This window comes from Sphingomonas sp. Leaf32 (genome assembly GCF_001421765.1).
Classification (GTDB): Bacteria; Pseudomonadota; Alphaproteobacteria; order Sphingomonadales; family Sphingomonadaceae; genus Sphingomonas.
On the sequence record NZ_LMLA01000001.1, the window covers coordinates 167005 to 181250 of the forward strand.

The 14246-nt window shown below is 66.9% G+C and carries 12 protein-coding genes and 1 riboswitch; of the genes, 1 reads left to right on the top strand and 11 read right to left on the bottom strand.

Translation table 11 applies throughout. The features are described from left to right. Window positions 1-84: 84 nt before the first annotated feature. The 7 genes from pcaF to ASE83_RS00790 are packed head-to-tail and all read right to left on the bottom strand — an operon-like array spanning window position 85 to window position 6338. Window positions 85-1290 (bottom strand): 3-oxoadipyl-CoA thiolase, encoded by a 1206-nt coding sequence (pcaF, locus tag ASE83_RS00760; protein WP_055787240.1) that lies wholly within the window; start codon window positions 1288-1290, stop codon window positions 85-87. Further along, complete coding sequence (pcaDC, locus tag ASE83_RS00765) at window positions 1290-2471, bottom strand: bifunctional 3-oxoadipate enol-lactonase/4-carboxymuconolactone decarboxylase PcaDC (RefSeq protein WP_055787237.1); 1182 nt, start codon at window positions 2469-2471, stop codon at window positions 1290-1292. The genes pcaF and pcaDC overlap by 1 nt, the downstream gene beginning before the upstream one ends. After that, window positions 2471-3631, bottom strand: a complete 1161-nt coding sequence (locus ASE83_RS00770) for a lyase family protein (protein ID WP_235513173.1) — start codon at window positions 3629-3631, stop codon at window positions 2471-2473. Before ASE83_RS00770 ends, pcaDC begins: the two co-directional genes overlap by 1 nt. Next, window positions 3628-4284, bottom strand: a complete 657-nt coding sequence (pcaG, locus tag ASE83_RS00775) for a protocatechuate 3,4-dioxygenase subunit alpha (protein WP_055787234.1) — start codon at window positions 4282-4284, stop codon at window positions 3628-3630. The genes ASE83_RS00770 and pcaG overlap by 4 nt, the downstream gene beginning before the upstream one ends. Continuing rightward, window positions 4274-4990, bottom strand: a complete 717-nt coding sequence (gene pcaH / locus ASE83_RS00780) for a protocatechuate 3,4-dioxygenase subunit beta (protein WP_200921854.1) — start codon at window positions 4988-4990, stop codon at window positions 4274-4276. The genes pcaG and pcaH overlap by 11 nt, the downstream gene beginning before the upstream one ends. Beyond that, complete coding sequence (locus ASE83_RS00785) at window positions 4987-5628, bottom strand: 3-oxoacid CoA-transferase subunit B (RefSeq protein ID WP_055787231.1); 642 nt, start codon at window positions 5626-5628, stop codon at window positions 4987-4989. Before ASE83_RS00785 ends, pcaH begins: the two co-directional genes overlap by 4 nt. Then, entirely contained in the window at window positions 5625-6338 is a 714-nt protein-coding gene (locus tag ASE83_RS00790) for a CoA transferase subunit A (RefSeq protein WP_055787785.1), read from the bottom strand. Before ASE83_RS00790 ends, ASE83_RS00785 begins: the two co-directional genes overlap by 4 nt. A gap of 136 nt (window positions 6339-6474) precedes the next feature. Between ASE83_RS00790 and ASE83_RS00795 the strand changes: the two genes are divergently transcribed. Next, window positions 6475-7392, top strand: coding sequence for a helix-turn-helix domain-containing protein (locus ASE83_RS00795; RefSeq protein WP_235513172.1), 918 nt, complete (start codon window positions 6475-6477; stop codon window positions 7390-7392). Window positions 7393-7411: 19 nt separating this feature from the next. Here the strand turns inward: ASE83_RS00795 and ASE83_RS00800 are convergent, their stop codons facing one another. The 4 genes from ASE83_RS00800 to gyrB form a co-directional block, all read right to left on the bottom strand. After that, complete coding sequence (locus ASE83_RS00800; RefSeq protein WP_055787229.1) at window positions 7412-8410, bottom strand: bile acid:sodium symporter family protein; 999 nt, start codon at window positions 8408-8410, stop codon at window positions 7412-7414. Window positions 8411-8650: 240 nt separating this feature from the next. Next, on the bottom strand, window positions 8651-9676 hold the full coding sequence (locus ASE83_RS00805) for a methionine synthase (protein ID WP_055787223.1): 1026 nt from the start codon (window positions 9674-9676) through the stop codon (window positions 8651-8653). A gap of 29 nt (window positions 9677-9705) precedes the next feature. Then, on the bottom strand, window positions 9706-10689 hold the full coding sequence (locus ASE83_RS00810) for a DUF1852 domain-containing protein (RefSeq protein ID WP_055787219.1): 984 nt from the start codon (window positions 10687-10689) through the stop codon (window positions 9706-9708). A 125-nt stretch (window positions 10690-10814) separates the two neighbouring features. After that, a riboswitch (cobalamin riboswitch) is annotated at window positions 10815-11036 on the bottom strand. Between the two features lie 472 nt (window positions 11037-11508). Beyond that, on the bottom strand, window positions 11509-13989 hold the full coding sequence (gene gyrB, locus ASE83_RS00815; protein ID WP_055787217.1) for a DNA topoisomerase (ATP-hydrolyzing) subunit B: 2481 nt from the start codon (window positions 13987-13989) through the stop codon (window positions 11509-11511). Window positions 13990-14246 lie beyond the last annotated feature (257 nt).

The following is a 14246-nucleotide window of genomic DNA, read 5'->3' on the forward strand; positions in this document are numbered from 1 at the left end:
CCATGATGCAGGGCCGCGACCGTCCTAACCGATCGGGATGGTAGTGACCATAGAGGGGGTGGCGCGCCGCTGCCCGGTGCCCGGTCACATCCGTTCGAGCAGCAGGCCGATCCCCTGCCCCACGCCGATGCACATGAACGCCATCGCATGGCGGCCGCCGGTGCGATGCAGTTCCTCCACCGCGCTCATCGTGATCCGCGCGCCCGACATGCCCAGCGGATGGCCGAGCGCGATCGCCCCGCCGTTACGATTGACGCGCGGGTCGTCGAACGGATCGATGTCGAGGTCGCGCAAGGTTGCGATCGCCTGGCTGGCGAACGCCTCGTTCAGTTCGATGACGTCGAGCTGGTCGATGGTCAGTCCGGCGACGTCCAGCAGGCGGCGGGCGGCGGCGACCGGGCCGATGCCCATGACGCGCGGGGCGACGCCCGCCGCCGCCATCGCCACCACCCGCGCGCGCGGCGTCAGGCCGTTGGCGGCGGCGACCGCTTCGCTGGCGATCAGCATCGCCGCCGCGCCGTCGTTCAGGCCGGATGCGTTGCCCGCCGTCACCGTCCCGTCGGGACGCACCACCGGCTTCAGCTTCGCCAGCGCCGCCATGCTGGTTTCGCGCGGATGTTCGTCGCGGTCGAACACGACCGGATCGCCCTTCCGCTGCGCCACGTGCACCGGCACGATCTCGACGGCCAGGCGGCCATTCGCCTGCGCCGCGGCGGTCTTCTGCTGGCTGGCGAACGCGAAACGGTCCTGCTCCTCGCGCGTCACGCCCCATTCCCGCGCGACATTCTCACCGGTCTGCGGCATCGTGTCGACGCCGTAGCTGGCGCGCATCGCCGGGTTGACGAAGCGCCAGCCGAGCGTCGTGTCCTCGATCTGCTGCGCGCGGTCGAACAGTCCGGATGCCTTGCCCAGCACATAGGGCGCGCGGGTCATGCTCTCCACGCCGCCGGCGATCATCAGCCCGGCATCACCGCTGCGGATCGCACGCGCCGCCGTGCCGATGGCGTCCAGCCCCGATCCGCACAGCCGGTTGACCGTCGATCCCGACACCTGTTCGGGCAGGCCCGCCAGCAGCACTGCCATGCGCGCGACGTTGCGATTGTCCTCGCCCGCCTGATTGGCGCAGCCGAGGATCGTATCGGCGACCTGAAGCCAGTCGACGCGCGGATTGCGTTCGGCCAGCGCCCGGATCGGCAACGCGGCAAGGTCGTCGGCGCGGATCGTCGACAGCGCACCGTTCAGCTTGCCGATCGGCGTGCGCACGGCGTCGCAGATGAAGGCGTCGGGCATCAGGCTTCCTTCTCGATCTCGGCGATGATCTTCGCGGCTTCGGCAAACCCGGTATTGGCGGCGGGAACGCCGGCGTAGATCGCGGTCTGCATCAGCAGTTCCTTCAGCTCGTCGCGGGTAAAGCCGCCCTGCGACAGCCCGGCACGGACATGGAGCGCGAACTCCTCCCAGCGTCCCAGCGCACAGGTGATGGCGAGCACGATCAGCCGCCGGGTGCGATCGTCCAGTCCCGGTCGCCCCCAGATTTCACCCCAGGCGATGCGGGTAATCATCGCCTGGAAATCGGCGTTGAACGACGTGGCGTTGGCAAGGCTGCGGTCGACCCAGGCATCGCCCAGCACGCGGCGACGGTTGGTCAGCCCCGCCTCGAACAGGACATCCGCCGCCTGTTCGGTCGCGCTATCGCCCTGCACGAACCGCCGGATCGCGGCGGCGAGCGGTGCGGGCGCCTCCAGCGGTGCCAGATGCGCGGCGTCGAGATGGACGACCTGTGCGCCGGGAATGGCGTCTACGATCCGATCGCCATGGCCGGCAAAGGGGGTGGAGACGTCGCGATCCCCCACCACGACCAGCGTCGGCACGGCGATCGTCGGCAGCCGGTCGATCAGCGCCATGTCGCGGATCGCTGTCCCCGCCCCGGCATAGCCCTGCGCCGCCATCGCCAGCAGCCCCGTCCGCACGCTATCGGCCTGTTCGGGATGGTCGGCGACGAAGCGCGGCGACAGGAACCGCCCCATCGCCATGTCGACGATCGCGGCGATCCCGTCGCTGCGCACGGTCTCCACCCGCTGCGCCCAGGCCGCCGGGTCCATCGTCGCCGACGTGCAGACGGGAATAAGGTGCGTGACCCGCTCCGGCGCGGCCAGCGCCAGCTCCATCGCGATCATCCCGCCCAGCGACACGCCCGCGACCGCGGCCAGCGCCACCCCCGCCGCATCCATCGCCGCCAGCACGTCGGCGGCCAGCATCGCCATGCCATAGTCGCCGTCCGGCGCATCCGACGCGCCATGCCCGCGCGTATCGATGCGCAGCACGCGGAAGGCGGGGAGCAGGTGCGGCAGGCACATTGCCCACAGCGCCATGTCGGTGCCGATCGAGTTCAGCAGCACCAGCACCGGACGCTCCGCCGCCCCCTCCAGCTTCCAATAGATGCGGACATCGTCCCGCGTCGCAAAGGGCATCACCGTGTCTCCCGTCGCGCGGCGAGCAGTGCGGCGACCAGCGCCGCGCTCTCTCCGCTGTCGTTACCCCGTCCCAGTGTGGCGAGATTGTGCGCCAGCCGGTCGCGATCGACCTCTAGTCCTTCCGCCACGGTCGCCATCGCGGCGGCCGCGCCGGCGGCGAGTGCGAACAGATCGGCCATCACCGGCCCCTCCGCCTGCCACCCGCCCAGTCCGCGTTCCAGTTCCTGCGGCAGCGCCGACAGGATCGTCGCGACCAGCCCCGGCGCACGGATCGCCGCCGACAGTGCGACCTGGCACCCGGTCGGGTTGCGCTTGTGCGCCATCGCCGACGATCCGCCACGCCCGGCGATGGCAGGTTCTCGCGCCTCGCCCACGCCGCCCTGCGCCAGCAGCGCCACGTCGCGCGCCATCTTGCCGAGCGTGCCGATCACGATGCCGAGCGCGGCGGCCAGTCCGGCGACCGCCTCTCGCCGTGCGTGCCATGGCGCGACCGTCGTGCCGAGGCCCAGCGCGGCCGCGAGATGCGCGGCCACGGCCGCGCCCTGTCCGTCCAGTCCCGCGCGCGTTCCCGCCGCACCGCCGAACTGCACGACGCACGCCGCCTGCGCCTCGCGCGCCAGCCGGGCGGTGGCGGCATCGATCCCCGCCATCCACTGCGCCACGCGCAGCCCGAACCCGATCGGCAGCGCATCCTGCAACAACGTCCGCCCGACCGCCGCCACATCGGCATGGCGTGCGGCCAGCACCGCCAGCGCGTCCCCGGTCCGGCGCAACACCGGCAGCAACAGGTCGGTGCCGCCGCGCATCTGCTGCGCCAGCACACTGTCGGCGACATCCTGACTGGTCGCGCCGCGATGCACCGCCGCCGCCGCGTCCGGCATCCCCGCCAGCGCCGCGCGCAGCCGCGCAACCAGCGGGATGGCGAGCGTACCGGCCAGCGCCGCTTCCTCCGCCAGTTCGCCCACCGGGATGGCGATGGTGCGACAGGTTTCGGCGATCCGCGCGGCGACATCGCCGGGGATCAGACCGCACGCCGCCTCGCTCTCCGCCAGCGCTGCCTCGAACGCCAGCGCCGCACGCAGCGTCGCGGCGTCGTCGAATATCGCCAGCATCGCCGCCGTGGCGGCGGGGCGGTCGCGCAACAGGGCGGTGCTCACAGGTCGAAGAACACCGTCTCGCCCGCACCGCCGAGCACGATGTCGAGCCACCAGTCGTCGCCCCGCCGCGTCGCGATCAGCGTTGCACGACGGTCGGGCGGCACCACGGCCAGCACCGGATCGCGATCATTGCCGGCACCATCGGCGAAATACAGCCGCGTCGCCAGTCGCTTCAACAGCCCGCGCCCGAAGATCGCCAGCGCGACATGCGGCGCCTGATCGGCGTCGATCCGGCCCGGCCGCACGGTGCGGAACCGCCACACCCCGTCCTCGTCGGTCGACGACCGCCCGAAGCCGACGAACGCCGGATCGCGGTCGGTGCCATAGCGCCCCTGCGCATCGGCCTGCCACAGTTCGACCATGGCATCGACCACCGGCTGGCCATCGGCATCCAGCACGCGTCCGGCGATCCGGATCGCCTCTCCCTCGGGCGTGGCGCGCGGCGAGGGCAGGTTCAGGACATAATGCGCCGCCGGAAACAGGTCGGGGCGCGCGCCCATGTCCGACTGCCCGACCAGGTCCGCACCGCCCTTCCACGGCAGGCCGTAATGAAAGAAGGGGCCGACCGTCTGGCTGGGCGTCTGGCCGAACAGCGCCGGGTCCTGATTGTCCTGCCGGGGGGCGGGTTCGCGTGCGGCCACGTCAATGGTCATGATCGCCCTCCTCGAACGGGGTCTGCTCGCGCCCCTTCAGCACCACGTCGAAGCGATAGCCGAGCGCGTGGTTAGGTTCGGTCGTCGCCAGATCGAACCGGCTGACCAGCCGCTGACGATAGGGCATCGGCACCGCATTGGCGATCGGATCGATCTCGATCAGCGGATCGTCGGGGAAATAGAGCTGCGTCACCAGCCGCGTCGCAAAGGCTGGGCCGAGCAGCGACAAATGGATATGCGCCGGTCGCCACGCATTATGGTGGTTGCCCCACGGATAGGCGCCGGGCCGGATGGTGACGAAGCGATAGCGGCCCTGCCGGTCGGTCACGACGCGCCCCGCGCCGGTGAAGTTGGGATCGTGCGGCGCGTTCCACTGGTCCTTGCCATGGATGTAGCGGCCGGCGGCATTGGCCTGCCAGATTTCCATCACCGTATCGGGCACCGCACGACCCTGTTCATCAAGGACGCGGCCCGACACGATGATCCGCTGCCCGATCGGTTCGCCGCCATGCTGCGCCGTCAGGTCGGCCAGCGCCGCCCCCATCAGCCGGTCCCAGCAGCCCGCCGGACCGGTCGTCTCGGTCACCATCGGCGGAATGGCGACCGGCGGCTGCGACGGGCTGCGCGCCAGCGTCGAGCGATAGTCGGCGAAGCGCGACGGCGGCTGCCCGGCATCGTCGCGCGCGAACGGGCGGATCGCGGTCATGCGGCGATCGCCACGGTCAGCGGCGCACCGGTCTTCGCCACCACCTCGTCCACCGAAACGCCCGGGGCGCATTCGATCAGCCGCAGGCCCGGCTTGTCGCAGGCGATGACGGCCAGATCGGTGATGATGAGGTCGACGCACGCCTTGCCGGTCAGCGGCAGGGCGCAGTCGGGCAGGATCTTCGGGTCGCCATGCTTCGACACATGATCCATCACCACGACCACACGGCGCACCCCCGCGACCAGGTCCATCGCCCCGCCCATGCCCTTCACCATCTTGCCCGGTATCGTCCAGTTGGCGAGGTCGCCATTGGCCGCGACCTCCATCGCCCCGAGGATAGCCATGTCGATATGGCCGCCCCGGATCATCGCGAAGCTGTCGGCGCTGGAAAAGAAGCTGGAGGTCGGCAACGCGGTGATCGTCTGCTTGCCCGCGTTGATAAGGTCTGGGTCGGCCTCGCCGTCAAAGGGAAACGGGCCGATGCCCAGCATCCCGTTCTCCGACTGCAGCGTCACCTCGATGCCCGGGGGAACATGGTTGGCGACCAGTGTCGGAATGCCGATGCCGAGATTGACGTAGAATCCGTCCTGCAATTCGCGCGCCGCGCGCGCCGCCATGTCGTCGCGGGTCCAGCTCATGCCACCTGCTCCCGTGCGCGGGTCGTCAGTTTCTCGATCCGCTTTTCGTTGATCGTGCTTTTGACGATGCGGTCGACATAGATGCCGGGTGTGTGAATGCAGTCGGGATCGAGGCTGCCTTCGGGCACGATCTCCTCGACCTCGGCCACCGTCACCTTGCCCGCCGTCGCCATGTTCGGGTTGAAGTTGCGCGCGGTCTTGCGGAACATCAGATTGCCCGCCGGATCCGCCTTCCACGCCTTCACGATCGACAGGTCGGCGCGCAGCCACGTCTCGCGGACATACTCTTCGCCCTCGAACGTCTCGACCGGCTTGCCTTTGGCCACCACCGTGCCGACGCCGGTCCTGGTATAGAATGCCGGGATGCCCGCTCCCCCCGCCCGGATACGCTCGGCCAGCGTCCCTTGCGGGTTCAGCTCCAGTTCGAGTTCGCCGGACAGATATTGTTCCTCGAACAGCTTGTTCTCGCCGACATAGCTGGAGATCATCTTGGCGACCTGCCGGCTTTGCAGCAGCATCCACAAGCCGAAGCCGTCGGCCCCGGCATTGTTCGAAATGACCGTCAGTCGCCCGACGCCGCTGCTGCGGATTTCGGGGATCAGGCTTTCGGGATTGCCCGACAGGCCGAACCCGCCCGACATGATCGTCATGCCGTCGAACAACAGCCCGTCAAGGGCCCCGGCCGGCGTGTCGTACAGCTTGCTGCGCATCCGCTTCTCCACAAGGTCCGGCTTTCGGCACTGGCCCGCGCGAACCGGATTTCCGAGACGAAGGATAACGACGGCCGGTGCGCGCCGGCCATGATCGATCCAACGATAGACTTGGACTATCCAACGGACAGTCGCCATGATGGGTTCGATGGCGAACGGCCCGATCCCGACCTTCTATCTCTATGGCGAACCGCGACGCGCGGTCGATCACGGCTTCGTCCATGCCGAGACGCTCGATCACCGCAACCGCCCGAACGCATGGCTGATCCATCCTCATGCCCATGCCGATCTGTCGCAGATTTTCGTGATCGAACGGGGCGGCGGACGGATGGTGGCGGAGGATCGCAGCATTGCGTGCGCGGCCCCGTCGCTTGTGCTGGTCCCGGCCACGGCCGTGCACGGCTTTGCGTGGAATCCGGACGTCGCCGGATCGGTCCTGACCCTCTCGATCCACTTCCTCGCCGACCTGTACCGCGCCGACCCCGTATTGCAGCAGATATTCCGCGCACCCTGCACGGTCGCCCTGACGGCGGCGGACATGGCGCTGGTGACGGGCGCGACCGAAACGCTGATGCGCGAATTGTCGTGGACCGCGCCCGGACACCGCGCCGCGATCCAGGCGCAATTGCTCTCGATCCTCGTCGTCGCGCTGCGGCAGGTGCAGCAACGCGACCAGGCCGCCGGCTCGCCCACCGCCGCCGACCGACTGGTGGCACGGCTGCGCGAGCGGATCGAGACGCGCTTTCGCCTGCGCGAATCCGCCGCCGACTATGCCGCCGCGCTGGGCGTCAGCCTGACCTCGCTGCGCAGCGCCACCGCGCGCGCGGCGGGCAGGTCGCCGATGGCGCTGCTCGACGAACGTACCGTGCTGGAGGCCAAGCGCGCGCTGCTCTATTCGTCGCAGGGCGTGGCCGAGATCGCCTATGCGCTGGGCTTTGCCGATCCGGCCTATTTCTCGCGCTTCTTCTCGCGCCTGAGCGGTATGAGCCCGCGCGCCTTTCGCGAACGACGCGGCATCGCATTGCGGGTTCGGCCCCCTGACGAAGCGGCATAGGCGGTGCAGTCAACGGCGGTCATTTCTGAAGAGGGACGACGGGATCGACCGCCTCTGCCCGCTGGCCGTACCGGCGGGCAAGCGCGGCGCAAACCATCAACTGCATCTGGTGAAACAGCATCAACGGCAGGACGATCAGGCCGACCGCACTCGCGGGAAAGAGGATGTTGGCCATCGGCAACCCACTCGCCATGCTCTTCTTCGACCCGCAGAACACGATGGCGATCTCGTCCTCGGTGGAAAAGCGCAGGAGCCGGCTTGCCGCCGTGGTGACGATCAGCACGACCGCGAGCATCACCAGATCGAGGAGGATGACCAGCCCGAGGCTTTGCGGCGTTACCTTGCTCCAGATGCCGGAGACGACGCCCGCGCTGAACGCCGAATAGACGACGAGCAGGATCGACCCACGGTCGACCAGCGTCGTCAGCGTCTTCTGGCGCTTCAGCCAGTCGCCGATATACGGCCGTGCGACCTGCCCGACGATGAACGGCAACAGGATCTGGAGCGCGATGTCCCCGATCGAATCGAAGGACATGCCGCCCGTCCCCGCGCTCAGGAACATCGTCGCGAGCAGCGGCGTGATGACCACGCCGGCCAGGTTCGACAGCGACGCGCAGCACAGCGCGGCGGGAACATTGCCCCGCGCGATCGAGGTGAAGGCGATCGACGACTGCACCGTCGAGGGTAGCAGCGAAACGAACATCAGCCCGGTGACAAGGCCACCGTCCAGATGCCCTCCGACCAGCTTCGTCATTCCCAGCCCGAGCAGCGGAAACACGACGAACGTCGTGGCGAACACCAGCGATTGCAGCCGCCAGTGCAGGATTCCCGTCCAGATCGCCTGCCGGGAAATCCGCGCGCCGTAGATAAAGAAGAGAAGCGCGATGGCGGCGTGCACCACGATGTCGAGCACGTCCTTGGCCGCGCCCCGCGCCGGAAGGATCGCGGCGATCGCCACCATTCCCATGATCGCGAGGATGTAGCTGTCGACGCGCAGTCGACGAAGGATGGCATTCATGGTGGATACCTTGATCTTGCGGTTCGCAGGCTGGGACCGAGCGACATTCACATTTTATTTCGTCACCTCGACTTGTTCCGGGGTGACGAAAGGATTGTACGCCGCTCAACGATCCTGAATGCCGATCGGCCCTAGACCGACCCGCAGTGCGTCCGCCACCTCCAAGGCCGCGCCCGCCCGTTCGTCGAGGGCGGGACCACCGGCACGGGAACGACGATCAGACGCCGCACGGCGGATGGGTCAGGCCGTCAGCTCCCGGCGGACGATCGCCGCCCCGGCACCCAGCGCCTGCAGCTTGCCGCGTGCGACGTCACGCGCCAACGGCGCCATGCCGCAGTTGGTGGCGGGGTAGAGCTTGTCCGCATCGACGAAGCGGAGGGCGTTGCGCAGCGTGTCGGCGACCTGTTCCGGCGTCTCGATCGTGTCGGTCGCGACATCGATCGCGCCGACCATCACCTTCTTGCCCCGGATCAGTTCGATCAGGTCCATCGGCACCCGCGAATTCTGGCATTCGAGCGAGATGATATCGATCTTCGACTTCTGGAGGTTGGGGAAGGTTTGCTCATATTGGCGCCATTCGGAACCCAGCGTCTTCTTCCAGTCGGTATTGGCCTTGATGCCATAGCCGTAGCAGATGTGGACGGCGGTCTCGGCCTTCAGCCCTTCGGCCGCGCGTTCCAGCGTGGCGATGCCCCAGTCGTTGGCCTCCTCGAAGAATACGTTGAACGCGGGTTCGTCAAACTGGATGATGTCGACGCCGACCGCTTCCAGCGCGCGGGCTTCTTCGTTGAGGATGCACGCGAACTCCCACGCCAGCTTCGCGCGGCTGCGGTAATGCGCGTCGTACAGGGTATCGATCATCGTCATCGGTCCCGGCAGCGTCCACTTGATCGGCCGGTCGGTCTGCGAACGGAGAAACCGCGCATCGTCGACGAAGACCGGCCGGGGCCGCGAAACGGACCCGACGACGGTCGGCACGCTGGCGTCATAGCGGTTGCGGATGCGCACCGTCTCCCGCTTCTCGAAATCGACGCCGTCCAGATGCTCGATGAACGTCGTGACGAAATGCTGGCGGGTCTGTTCGCCGTCGCCGAGGATGTCGATCCCGGCCTGCCGCTGGTCGTCGACCGCCAGGCGAAGCGCGTCCTGCTTGCCCGCGATCAGTTCCTTGCCCTCCAGCTTCCATGGCGACCACAGGGTTTCGGGCTGGGCGAGCCAAGCAGGCTTGGGCAGGCTGCCCGCAGTCGTCGTCGGCAACAATATCATGCTGGAATACCTGTCGTTCTGGGGGAGGATCAAAGGCCGTGGGTCGCGCACCAGCGCGCGAGCGCGGCGCCATGCGGCTTGATGAAATGCTCTTCGGCGAATTTGCCCTGCCGGGCGGCGAGCCGGCTGCGCTCCTCGCGATCATAGACGATGCGGGTCAGCGAATAGTCCTGATAGGTCAGGCTCGGCTGATACTGTTCCGCCGCCACCGAATTGGCGTTGTAGATTTCGGGACGGTAGATCTTCTGGAACGTCTCCATCGTGCTGATCGTACTGGCGAGTTCGAGGTTGGTATAGTCGCTGACCAGATCGCCGATATGATAGAAGGCCAGCGGCGCGACGCTGTGCGGCGGCATGAAGTACCGCACCTTCATCCCCATCTTCGCGAAATACCGGTCGGTCGGGGAATATCGGTCGTTGCGATACTCGACCCCCAATATGGGGTGCATGTTCGCGGTCCGGTGATAGACTTCCCGGCTCGACACGCTCAGGCAGATGACCGGTGCCTTGCGGAAGTTGTCGCGATAGGCGGCGGAGTCGAGGAACCGCTTGAACAGATTGCCGTGCAGGTCGCCGAACCCGTCCGGTGCCCCGTCCCTCCCCGCCTTGAGATGGTCGGGCAGGACGACGCTGAAATCGTAATCGCGCACGTAGGACGAGAAATTGTTGCCGACCATCCCGTCGGTACGCTCACCGCTGGCCTTGTCGGTGACGATGGTGTGCAGGATTTCAATCAGCGGGAACGCTTCGTCGCGCGCGCCGCCCTCGATCCGCAACCCGGCCGAGACGATGTTCAGCGCCACTGCATAGCGATCGCCGGCGGGATTGTCCCAATGCATCAGCGAATTGAAGCGATGCCCGATCATCACCAGTGTGTTGCGCAGATTCGCCTCGCGGCTTTCCCCGCGGGCAAGATTCGCGAAGTTGGTGGTGATGCGCGTGTTGTCGGCGGGACGATATTCCTCGTCGAACGGAATGCTGCTGAGCGTGAACGTGAACCCGCTATTCGTCATGACTCACCTGGCTTTGCGGGCAGAGGTCAGGCGAGAGCGCGCAGGGCACGGACGGGCCGGGATGGCGTCACGCCACAGGACCCACGCGTCGAGCGCGATCCACCGGAGGAACCCCCGTCCGAGGAACGTTATGGCGTCGAAAGGCAGGTCTCCTGGCTCACGGGTCAACGCGGTGGCTCCGGCCTTCCCGGGCTTGTTGCAAAGCCCAGTGACACGAAATGGAGCCGCCGCTCGCCGCTTACAGTTGCGGGGGCAGCGCCGGATTCCGCCCCGAAGGGCGCCACCGGCTTCCCGTCTTAGCCCCATCGCCATGCCTGGGATGGGGAACCTCGACAGGCTGGTTCAACACCATCGCACGGCGTGTGTCAATCGACATATAAGGATATCTTTATATCCTTGCGCGTGACGATTCGATGGTGATGGGCAAGGCCGCTTTCTTCGCGCCCTGATGCCGATCGACATTCAACTACGCCTGATGTCGTTCGTGATCGACGCCCCCAGCCTCTTCGTCACCCCGGACTTGTTCCGGGGTCCACTTCGCCGCTCACCTTGTCCCAGGAAGCGCTGGCTGCACCGATCGCCGCACCGTGGCCCCCGGAACAAGTCCGGGGTGACGATAGGCCGGTAAATATCGATCCGTTCCGGGCGACATTGAGTAGCGCCGGGGGCACGCGGGAAGCATTCGCCGTTCCGCCCCGAACGCGCTTTCTCAAAACCATCTACCCGCGACAGCTTTTCGGAAAAGCAGGACGGTTCTCCTGCGGGAAGAGAGTGAGCAGGTGGTCGTGATGCTAGCCGACCTGCTCACCCCCATCACCATCAAACGTCCAGATTCGCCACGTTCAGCGCGTTTTCCTGAATGAAGTCGCGGCGCGGCTCCACGACGTCGCCCATCAGGCGCGTGAAGATTTCGTCCGCCACGTCCGCCTGTTCGATGGCGACGCGCAGCATCGACCGGTTCGACGGGTCAAGCGTGGTTTCCCACAGCTGTTCGGCATTCATCTCGCCCAGCCCCTTGTAGCGCTGGATCGAGAGGCCCTTGCGCCCGGCGGCAAGGATCGCGTCGAGCAACTGGCTCGGCCGCGCGACCAGCGTCTCGCCCTTGGCGGCGATAGCGGGGATCTCGCCCTCCTCGACCTCGGGTTCAGCGATCGGATCGGCCGATACACTACGCGCGCTGACCAGCTTCGACACGCCGGCATAGCTTGCCGCCTCTTCCGCCGCGAGGCCGTGGAGCTTGCGCCCCTCGGCCGACAACAGGAACGCCGGTTCGATATTGTGCGTGTCGGTCACCCCGCGCCAGCGCCGCTGGAACTGCAGGCCGCCATCCTCGGTCACCCGCGCGGTCCACTGCGCCTCGACATCGGTCCGCCCGATGCGCGACACCGCATCGTCCAGCCGTGTCTGGCGATCGGCATCGTTGATCTGCGGGTCGAGCACCCCGGCCAGCGCCAGCACCTCGACGATGCCCATGTCGTAGCGGCGCGGGACATAGCGCATCAGCGTCCGCATCCGCCGCGCATGGCTAAGCAGCGCCTTAAGATCGTCGCCGCTGCGCGCCCCCGCCGGGCTTTCCAGCACATGCGCGTTGACGCCGGCCTCGACCAGATATTCGTCGAGCGCGTTGTCGTCCTTGAGGTAGACCTCGGACCGGCCCTTCGTCGCCTTATACAGCGGCGGCTGGGCGATATAGAGGTGCCCCGCCTCGATGATCTCGGGCATCTGGCGATAGAAGAACGTCAGCAGCAGCGTGCGGATATGCGCGCCGTCGACGTCGGCGTCGGTCATGATGACGATCTTGTGGTAGCGCAGCTTCGCGAGATTGAAATCGTCGCGGATGCCGGTGCCGAGCGCGGTGATGATCGTCCCGATCTCCCGGCTGGCGAGCATCCGGTCGAAGCGCGCACGCTCGACGTTCAGGATCTTGCCACGCAGGGGCAGAATCGCCTGAAAATGGCGGTCGCGGCCCTGCTTGGCCGATCCGCCAGCCGAGTCACCCTCGACGAAGAACAGTTCGGACTTGGCCGGATCGCGCTCCTGACAATCGGCCAGCTTGCCGGGCAAGCTGGCGATGTCCATCGCGCCCTTGCGCCGGGTCAGCTCGCGCGCCTTCTTCGCCGCCTCGCGCGCGGCGGCCGCATCGATCACCTTCTGGATGATCGACTTCGCGTTCGCCGGATTTTCCTGAAGATATTCGGCCAGCTTGTCGGCCATCAGCGCTTCCAGCGGCTGGCGGACTTCGGACGACACGAGCTTGTCCTTGGTCTGGCTGCTGAACTTCGGATCGGGCAGCTTGACCGATACGATCGCCGTCAGCCCCTCGCGCATGTCGTCGCCCGTCAGCGACACCTTCTCCTTCTTCAACATGCCCGACTTGTCGGCATAGTTGTTGAGCGTTCGCGTCAGCGCGGCGCGGAACGCCGCCATGTGCGTGCCGCCGTCGCGCTGGGGGATGTTGTTGGTGAAGGCGAGGACGTTCTCGTAATAGCTGTCGTTCCATTCCAGCGCGACGTCAATGCCGACATCGTCGCGAAAGCCATGGATCGCGATCGGATCGGGCATCAGCGGCGTCTTGGTCCGGTCGAGATATTTCACGAACGCGGCGATCCCGCCCTCGTAGAACAGTTCGACCTCGCGCGGTTCCTCGTGCCGGGCATCGACCAGCACCAGCCGCACGCCCGAATTGAGGAACGCCAGTTCACGGAAGCGGTGTTCCAGCTTGTCGAAATCGAACTCGACGATCTTGAACGTGTCGGGCGACGGCAGGAAGGTGACCCGCGTCCCGCGCTTGTCCGATGGCCCCACCACCTTCAGCGGCGCTTCGGCATCGCCGCGACGGAAGCGCATGTAATGCTCCTGCCCGTCGCGCCAGATGGTCAGGTCGAGGAAGTCGGACAGCGCGTTCACCACCGACACGCCCACGCCGTGCAGGCCGCCCGATACCTTATAGGCATTGTCGTCGTTGGTGTTCTCGAACTTCCCGCCCGCGTGCAGCTGGGTCATGATGACCTCGGCCGCCGACACACCCTCTTCGCTGTGGATGCCGGTCGGAATCCCGCGACCATTGTCCTCGACCGAGACGGAGCCATCGGCGTTCAGCGTGATGAGGATGCGGTCACAATGGCCCGCCAGCGCCTCGTCGATCGCATTGTCGCTCACCTCGAACACCATGTGGTGCAGGCCGGAGCCATCGTCGGTATCGCCGATATACATGCCGGGGCGCTTGCGGACCGCATCCAGTCCCTTGAGCACCTTGATCGAATCTGCGCCGTAGTCGTTCTGATTGGGGTTCGTTGCCATAGCGAGTATATAGGGTTTTGCGGGCAGGAACTAAAGCAAAACCCGCATTGGGCGCGGGGCGCTTTGCGGTGGCGTTGCAGTCCTTGCTCCCCGTCATTCCGGCGCAGGCCGGAATCCATGGATGGGGGGACGGCAGCGACAGGGTCGCGAACACCCGACACAATGGATCCCGGCCTGCGCCGGGATGACGGGCGTGGATAAGCGGGCGTGCCGCCACGCAACGCCAACCGTTCCGCCCGAATAATGAACGGCAGCTA